The 6,662-nt window shown below is 32.8% G+C and carries 10 protein-coding genes; 6 read left to right on the top strand and 4 right to left on the bottom strand.

Annotated features, from left to right (window positions below):
* The first annotated feature begins 160 nt into the window (after positions 1-160).
* Entirely contained in the window at positions 161-970 is an 810-nt protein-coding gene (locus IC221_RS27545; protein ID WP_188172027.1) for a hypothetical protein, read from the top strand.
* 126 nt (positions 971-1,096) lie between these two features.
* Here IC221_RS27545 and IC221_RS27540 read toward each other — a convergent pair whose 3' ends face one another.
* The 3 genes from IC221_RS27540 to IC221_RS27530 all read right to left on the bottom strand — a co-directional run bounded on the left by IC221_RS27540 (position 1,097) and on the right by IC221_RS27530 (position 2,331).
* Positions 1,097-1,291, bottom strand: a complete 195-nt coding sequence (locus tag IC221_RS27540; RefSeq protein WP_223241519.1) for a hypothetical protein — start codon at positions 1,289-1,291, stop codon at positions 1,097-1,099.
* A gap of 279 nt (positions 1,292-1,570) precedes the next feature.
* Positions 1,571-1,867, bottom strand: coding sequence for a putative quinol monooxygenase (locus tag IC221_RS27535; protein ID WP_062621415.1), 297 nt, complete (start codon positions 1,865-1,867; stop codon positions 1,571-1,573).
* 293 nt (positions 1,868-2,160) lie between these two features.
* Positions 2,161-2,331, bottom strand: a complete 171-nt coding sequence (locus IC221_RS27530) for a hypothetical protein (protein WP_223241518.1) — start codon at positions 2,329-2,331, stop codon at positions 2,161-2,163.
* 158 nt (positions 2,332-2,489) lie between these two features.
* On the opposite strand from IC221_RS27530, the gene IC221_RS27525 reads away from it, so the two are divergent.
* A complete protein-coding gene (locus IC221_RS27525) occupies positions 2,490-3,506 on the top strand; it encodes a YhcG family protein (protein ID WP_188172026.1) in 1,017 nt (338 codons plus the stop codon).
* A 125-nt stretch (positions 3,507-3,631) separates the two neighbouring features.
* Here the strand turns inward: IC221_RS27525 and IC221_RS27520 are convergent, their stop codons facing one another.
* On the bottom strand, positions 3,632-4,021 hold the full coding sequence (locus tag IC221_RS27520; RefSeq protein ID WP_223241517.1) for a group II intron maturase-specific domain-containing protein: 390 nt from the start codon (positions 4,019-4,021) through the stop codon (positions 3,632-3,634).
* A gap of 225 nt (positions 4,022-4,246) precedes the next feature.
* Between IC221_RS27520 and IC221_RS27515 the strand changes: the two genes are divergently transcribed.
* The 4 genes from IC221_RS27515 (at position 4,247) to IC221_RS27500 (ending at position 6,579) form a co-directional block, all read left to right on the top strand.
* A complete protein-coding gene (locus IC221_RS27515) occupies positions 4,247-4,507 on the top strand; it encodes a hypothetical protein (protein WP_188172024.1) in 261 nt (86 codons plus the stop codon).
* A 5-nt stretch (positions 4,508-4,512) separates the two neighbouring features.
* Positions 4,513-4,872, top strand: a complete 360-nt coding sequence (locus IC221_RS27510) for a hypothetical protein (RefSeq protein WP_188172023.1) — start codon at positions 4,513-4,515, stop codon at positions 4,870-4,872.
* A gap of 33 nt (positions 4,873-4,905) precedes the next feature.
* Positions 4,906-5,766 (top strand): SMI1/KNR4 family protein, encoded by an 861-nt coding sequence (locus IC221_RS27505; protein ID WP_188172022.1) that lies wholly within the window; start codon positions 4,906-4,908, stop codon positions 5,764-5,766.
* 63 nt (positions 5,767-5,829) lie between these two features.
* Positions 5,830-6,579 (top strand): hypothetical protein, encoded by a 750-nt coding sequence (locus IC221_RS27500; RefSeq protein ID WP_188172021.1) that lies wholly within the window; start codon positions 5,830-5,832, stop codon positions 6,577-6,579.
* Positions 6,580-6,662 lie beyond the last annotated feature (83 nt).

Below are 6,662 nucleotides of genomic sequence, written 5' to 3'. Positions count from 1 at the left end.
CATAAGGGACTTGCACCCTCTAGAAGATTGAACTATATTTAGACAAATATAGATCGTGCCCATTTTGGGCACACACATCAGCTAAAACTTCAGGTCTCGTGCGACACGCACGCTCCCCGCAGTTTAGCAGTTATGTTAGCATTAATAATAACTTAAAGCAATGAATAAACTTCTATCAATATTTTTGTTATTAGTCTTTTATAATAACACGAATGCCCAATTAGTAGAATCTAGCAACATTGGGATTATTAGAAATTTTCATCTAAGAGATGAAGCTTTTGTAATTCCTAAACCAACAAAAAGCTTTGATAATAGTAATTATGAATTTATTATATCATTTGTTAAGCGATATGGTGAATTAATTTCGGATATAGATGAAGTGAAAACATACATATTTACAGATTCAATAGCAGAAAAATATTTCCAATTAATTCCTGAAATCACTATTTATAGTAAAAGTGGGTTATTAAAAACAAAAGGATCTTTTAAAAGATTAGAGTTCATCAATGATACTGGGTTTGAAGACTTTTATGCTGTTTATGAAATTGATTCAAGTCTTGATAATCATTATTACTATTTTGTTTCATCAAATTTGGAAGATTATAAAAAAAGTATGAACATTAATTCATTAGATCCTGATATTTACGAGTCAGTTTTTAAAAGTTATGTTGATAATAATAATATTTCATTGTTAGATAATTATTATTCTATTGATGCTTTTTCAGTAGATAATAAAGTATATTTAATTGGTAATACAGCGAATAAATACTATTTTTTTGAATATAATGAGGAACAAAATAATCTAGATTTTCTTTATAAAAGTGATGATGAAATTTGTTCTCTTAGATATTATCCTATTTCAATAGAAGGCCGATTTTTTTTCCTCATGGAAGAATGTCAATGTGATACTGATTTCCTTTGGACTGAACTACTCGAACTAGAGAATAATAAATTGAAACAAATAAACTAAAAATGCTAATCGAGTAGAGCGCCGCTAGGCAATTAGTCTAGCGGAGACCCTCTCACACCACCGTACGTACTCCGAGCTTCGCTCCCTCATTTCGAATCTCTTCTCATGAAGGTATACGGCGATTGATTACCGTTCAGTCAACTTTTTGTAGATCTCGGACATAGAAATATATCCTCTTTTCTCTAGTCGTTCTAAGGTGATGGTAGTGATAAGAATAGGACTTTGAGCAATTGCACAACCTCCTTTCCTCGTTCTGCTCCAAGCATACGCCTGACCATGAGGTACTCCTAAACGTATTAAGTTTTTACGCTTACGTTCCACCTTTTTCCAGTGACGCCAGATACAGTATCGAAGCCTGTTTCTTACTCATTCATTTACCTTTAACGTTAGTTACTCCCATCCTCAATATTGGTTAAATATACATTACCTCTGCAAACACCACATATACCTTTACTTCAGAGTCCAATAAAAGATTCGTTGTAACAAACATTCTTCCTGATTTTGTTATAGCCAGCAATGTTTCCCGGTCTAACAACATCAGAACTATTAATGAAAATATAATCGTTTCTTTTCGTTATATTTTCAAATATGGAACAAAATTTAAGCTATTTGATTCATTTCATGTACAACGAATTCTTCAACTGCACCATCAGTTGCTTTCAAATAATCAGCTAAGTGTTGATTATTCATGTGGATTTGCCACAATTCTCTGTTTTCCCAATTTTCATAAAACAGGAATAAATTTTCGTTTTCATTATCTTGATGAAGGTCGTAGTTGATACACCCTTTCTCTGCTCGGGTAATATCAATAAGTTTTAATAGCTCTGATTTTACAAGTTCTCTGCCTTCAGGTTTTGCCAATATTCTGGCTACAATTGTTAATTTTTGACTACTCATGATTTAAATTGTTTTAAAATCTTTAATACAAAGTTAGCTAGATACAGAGTGAATGACGTTGTATAAAAATTGGAAATAATTGTATGCCTTATGGTTTTAGGGTGAAAACAACAATAAATACAACTCATTTTTAGAATAAACACCTGTTTTTAAACCTGTATTTTATGCTATTAAGCCAATTTTTATACAATGAAAACAGAATAAATAAGTAAACTGTTCGAAATGGGTAAAACGTACTCCGAGCTTCGCTCCCTCATTTCGAATCTCTTCTCATGAAGGTATACGGCGGTTGATTACCGTTCAGTTAACTTTTTGTAGATGTCGAACATAGAAATATATCCTCTCTTCTCAAGACGTTCTAAAGTAATGGTGGTAATAAGAATTGGACTTTGAGCAACTGCCCATCCGCCTTTCCTCGTTCTACTCCATGCATACACTTGATCATAAGATATTCCTAAACGCATTAAGTTTTTGCGTTTCCGTTCGGGCTTTTTAGAAAAATAAAGATCGTGCCTATTTTGGCACACAAATTAGCTAACCTCCATCCACTCGTCGTAGTTTAGCCAAATCGTTAGCAACTCTAAACTTCCAATAAATTAAAAAATAATTATCTTCGTATCCTATGAAAAATATACCAACTAAAGCTTATCAGGATACTTTATCATTAATTCAAAATGAAATAGAGGTATCTCGTACAAAAGCAGTCATCAAAGTTAATGAAGTACAAATGAACCACTATATGAATATTGGGGCAATAATTCATCGACAACAAAATGAAAATGGTTGGGGAAAATCAATAGTTGAACAACTCTCTAAAGATCTTAAAAATAAATTTCCAAATACAGAAGGTTACTCAAGTAGAAACCTTTGGGATATGAGAAAATTTTTTTCAAGATATTCTGCAAATGAAAAACTGCGACAGCTTGTCGCAGAAATTCCTTGGGGACATAATTTATTAATAATGCAGAAGATTAAAGATGATGATGAGGCAGAATTCTACATAAAGTCCTCTAAAGAATTTGGCTGGAGTAGAAATGTTCTATTAAATCAAATTAAGGCGAATTCTTATGTACGTTCATTAAGTGAGAATAAGCAACATAATTTTAATCAAACATTACCTGAACATCTTTCAGAACAAGCAGATGAGACTATTAAAAGTTCATATTCATTAGACTTTCTCGGCTTATCAGGAAGTATTAAAGAAGCTGAGTTAGAAGCAGCAATGATCTCTAAGATAAAAGATGTCTTATTAGAATTAGGTCAAGGTTTTGCATTTATTGGTAATCAATATAAACTGAGTTTAGGAGAAAAAGATTATTATCTAGATTTATTATTCTATCATAGAAAATTACAATGCTTGGTTATTGTAGAGTTAAAAGTAGGTGAATTTAAACCTGAATATGCAGGAAAGCTAAATTTTTATCTTGAACTTTTAGATAACATTGAAAAAGAAGAAAATGAAAACCCCTCTATAGGTATTCTTTTATGTGCTTCAAAAAATACTTTAGAAGTAGAATATGCTTTGAGAACAGTAAATAAACCAATAGGTATATCAGAATATCAATTAACTAAAGATCTACCTAAAGCATTAAGAGAATATTTACCAGATGAAGAAGAGCTTATCAAAAAGTTGAAATAACAGTTGCTAATCGAGTAAACTACCCCACCAATAAATGACGGGGAAACCCTCTCACACCACCGTACGTACTCTGAGCTTCGCTCCCTCAATTCGAATCTCTTCTCATGAAGGTATACTGTGGTTGATTACCGTTCAGTCAACTTTTTGTAGATCTCGGACATAGAAATATATCCTCTTTTCTCTAGTCGTTCTAAGGTGATGGTAGTGATAAGAATAGGACTTTGAGCAACTGCCCAACCTCCTTTCCTCGTTCTGCTCCAAGCATACGCCTGACCATGAGGTATTCCTAAACGCATTAAGTTTTTACGCTTGCGTTCTACCTTTTTCCAGTGATGCCAGATACAGTACCGGAGCCTGTTTCTTACCCATTCATCTACCTTTTTCAGTTTTCGCTGGATGCTTCCTAAACTAAAATAGTTGACCCAACCTCTTTGTATTTCTAGGAGTTTCTTGATGCGTTCATCGAAGCTCATGGGTGTTGTTTTTCGGGTCACCTCTTTGAGGCTTGCCTTCAATTTTTACAGCTTGACTTACTTCAGTGTATTACGAAGAACAACACTTGTAGTACATCGGGATCGTACTCCATGCATAAAGGACTTGCACCCTCTAGAAGATTGAACTATATTTAGATGAATATAGATCGTGCGCATTTTGGGCACACACATTAGCTAATTTCCATCCATCGGATGACACATCCGCTGGTCGTAGTTTAGCAATTATGTTGTAAAGCATTGAATAATATGACGGAGATTGAAGCGATTAAAATTGCCAATAATCATATTGAGCGAATGAATCAAGACAACCCTTATTCTGATAAGATGAATTGGGTACTGTCCCAGAGCATTGAATATGAAAAGGGGTTTTATTTTGACTATAAATTCGACCTAATTAATCATGAAGAAAATTTAGCATTTGGTGGAGCACCAGGATTCTTAATTCTTAAAAATAACTCTTCAGTAGTAGACCTAAGTTGGGGAGAATTACATGAGTTGAACAAATAACATCAATGAGCTATAAATACTTGAACATAAGATTTGACTCTGAATTTTCAATTGAAACCGAGACTAAAGAACTCTTAGATTTCATTAAAAGAATTCCCGAAGTAAAGCAGACAGATAAAGTCCAATTTGAGAATAAAACTAACTTACCTTGGGGTGTCATTTCTTTAATAAAGTGTGACCAACGTGGGTGCTTTAGTATTGACAAAGGACAATACTTTGAAAAGGTTAATCTGGTAGAATTGCTGTTTTCAGACAATCAAGAATCGTTAACTCATTACCAAAAAATTGGGACTAAAATTGCGAATCAATTGAACTGGGAATTAATTGACGATGATACTGATGAAATATCAATGAAAAAGAAATAACGCTTTACGAAAAGGTGTATACAATAATTAAAAATGAAAGAAAGAGCATATAAAGATTTCTATGTCGATCTGAAATCATTCTTAATTGAGAGAAATATTGAACAGGAAAATAATATTGCTGGCTGCTCTGACTCAGAAATTGAAGAACTGGAAATGAAGATTGGCAGCTTACCTATTGCATACAAGGAGTATTTACTTGCAATGGGGAGAAAAAACCTAGCAAGACTTTTTGATTGTGACAATTACTCAATTGGCTATCTTGATTATGCAAAAGAAGTTGCTGATGAGATATTAAATGAAGACAAATTTACAATTGAAAAACCATATTTAGTGTTATCAGAACACCATGGATATAATTTCACTTACATCTCCATGAATCACGAAAACCCGCCTGTTTACTTTTATATGGAAACGGAAAAGAGTTCCACATTGGTTTCCAATAAATTCACGTCATGGATAAAGGAAACAGCAATAAATTCAATTGAATTAAAACCATGGAATGATGAAGTATGTAGAGAAATTTCGGAAAATAGAAATGATTGGATGGAAAGGAAGAAGATTCTTGATTCATATGATGAACAGGCGAATAACATTAGAACATCCTTCATAAAAGATATTGAGAAGCATGAAGATGAACAAGGAGATATTTTGCCTATTACGGATTTACAAACAAATTGGATTAATCATTTTGAACAAACTGACTTAGCAAAAATCCTGAAGAAAGAAAAAAGGAGGATTCCGTGGGGATGGGTTGATTTGAAATATCAATCTATTACGACAGACGAAGAAAATGGGCATAACAATGACTCAAATGTAATGGCGGATGAGTATGGAAATACAAAGACAGATAATGAATCAGGTTTCTGGAATAAATTGAAAAGTTGGTGGTCATAAACACCACTACGTTTAACCGGACTGTTCTCTACAATAATTTAAACCAAAAATTTTCACAAAAAAATGTTCTGGAATAGAAAGCCAAAATGTCCGATATCTACTGAGGATAAAAAATGGGTAGAAGAAATGTTAGATTGGGTAAATATCAACTTTATTGATATTATAGAACAACCTATGATTTTACCAACAAACAGATTTTTTAACATTAAATTTGAAGCAACTGAAGAATGTGCTAAAGAACTTTTTGAAAACATCTGTATGTATTTTCAAGTAAATCCTTACCATATTTCTATTGAGTTCTATGATAATAGAACAACTGTACTTGATCATTCCGTTTCAATACAAAATGATGAAGATGGACATGTTGGTTTATTTAGCATGGATGGTGAATCTAATATGATTCTTATCGAAAGAGGCTTATTAAATAATCCACAAGCTTTAATAGCTACAATAGCTCATGAATTATGTCATTATATTATCATGGAAGAGAAAGGCTATTACTTTGAAGAATATGAAAATGAACTTCGAACTGATTTGACAGCTATTGCATATGGCTTTGGTTTATTTTTAGGTAATACTAAATTTAGTTTTAATCAGTGGTCATCAGGTGGAATGCAAGGTTGGTCAAGCTCAAGTCAAGGATATTTACCTCAAAAAGTTATCGCTTACGCTATGGCAGAAATATCCATGCGTAAACGTGATTTAGAACCTGAAGTTTTACAATATGCAAATAAAAGTTTTAAAAAAGATTTGCAAAAAAGTCTAAAGTACTTAAAGTCAGTATACAGTATAAAAGAAGATAATAATCGCTGAAACTTCAAGCCTCGACAGACGCCACCTCGCTCGTAGTTTAACGTGCTTTATGTAGTAATTAATTATAAACTGTTTAATACAAA

It is taken from the genome of Flammeovirga sp. EKP202, assembly GCF_014534745.1.
GTDB lineage: Bacteria > Bacteroidota > Bacteroidia > Cytophagales > Flammeovirgaceae > Flammeovirga.
Note: the sequence above shows the minus strand (reverse complement) of the source record. Positions and strands in the feature narration are given on the sequence as shown.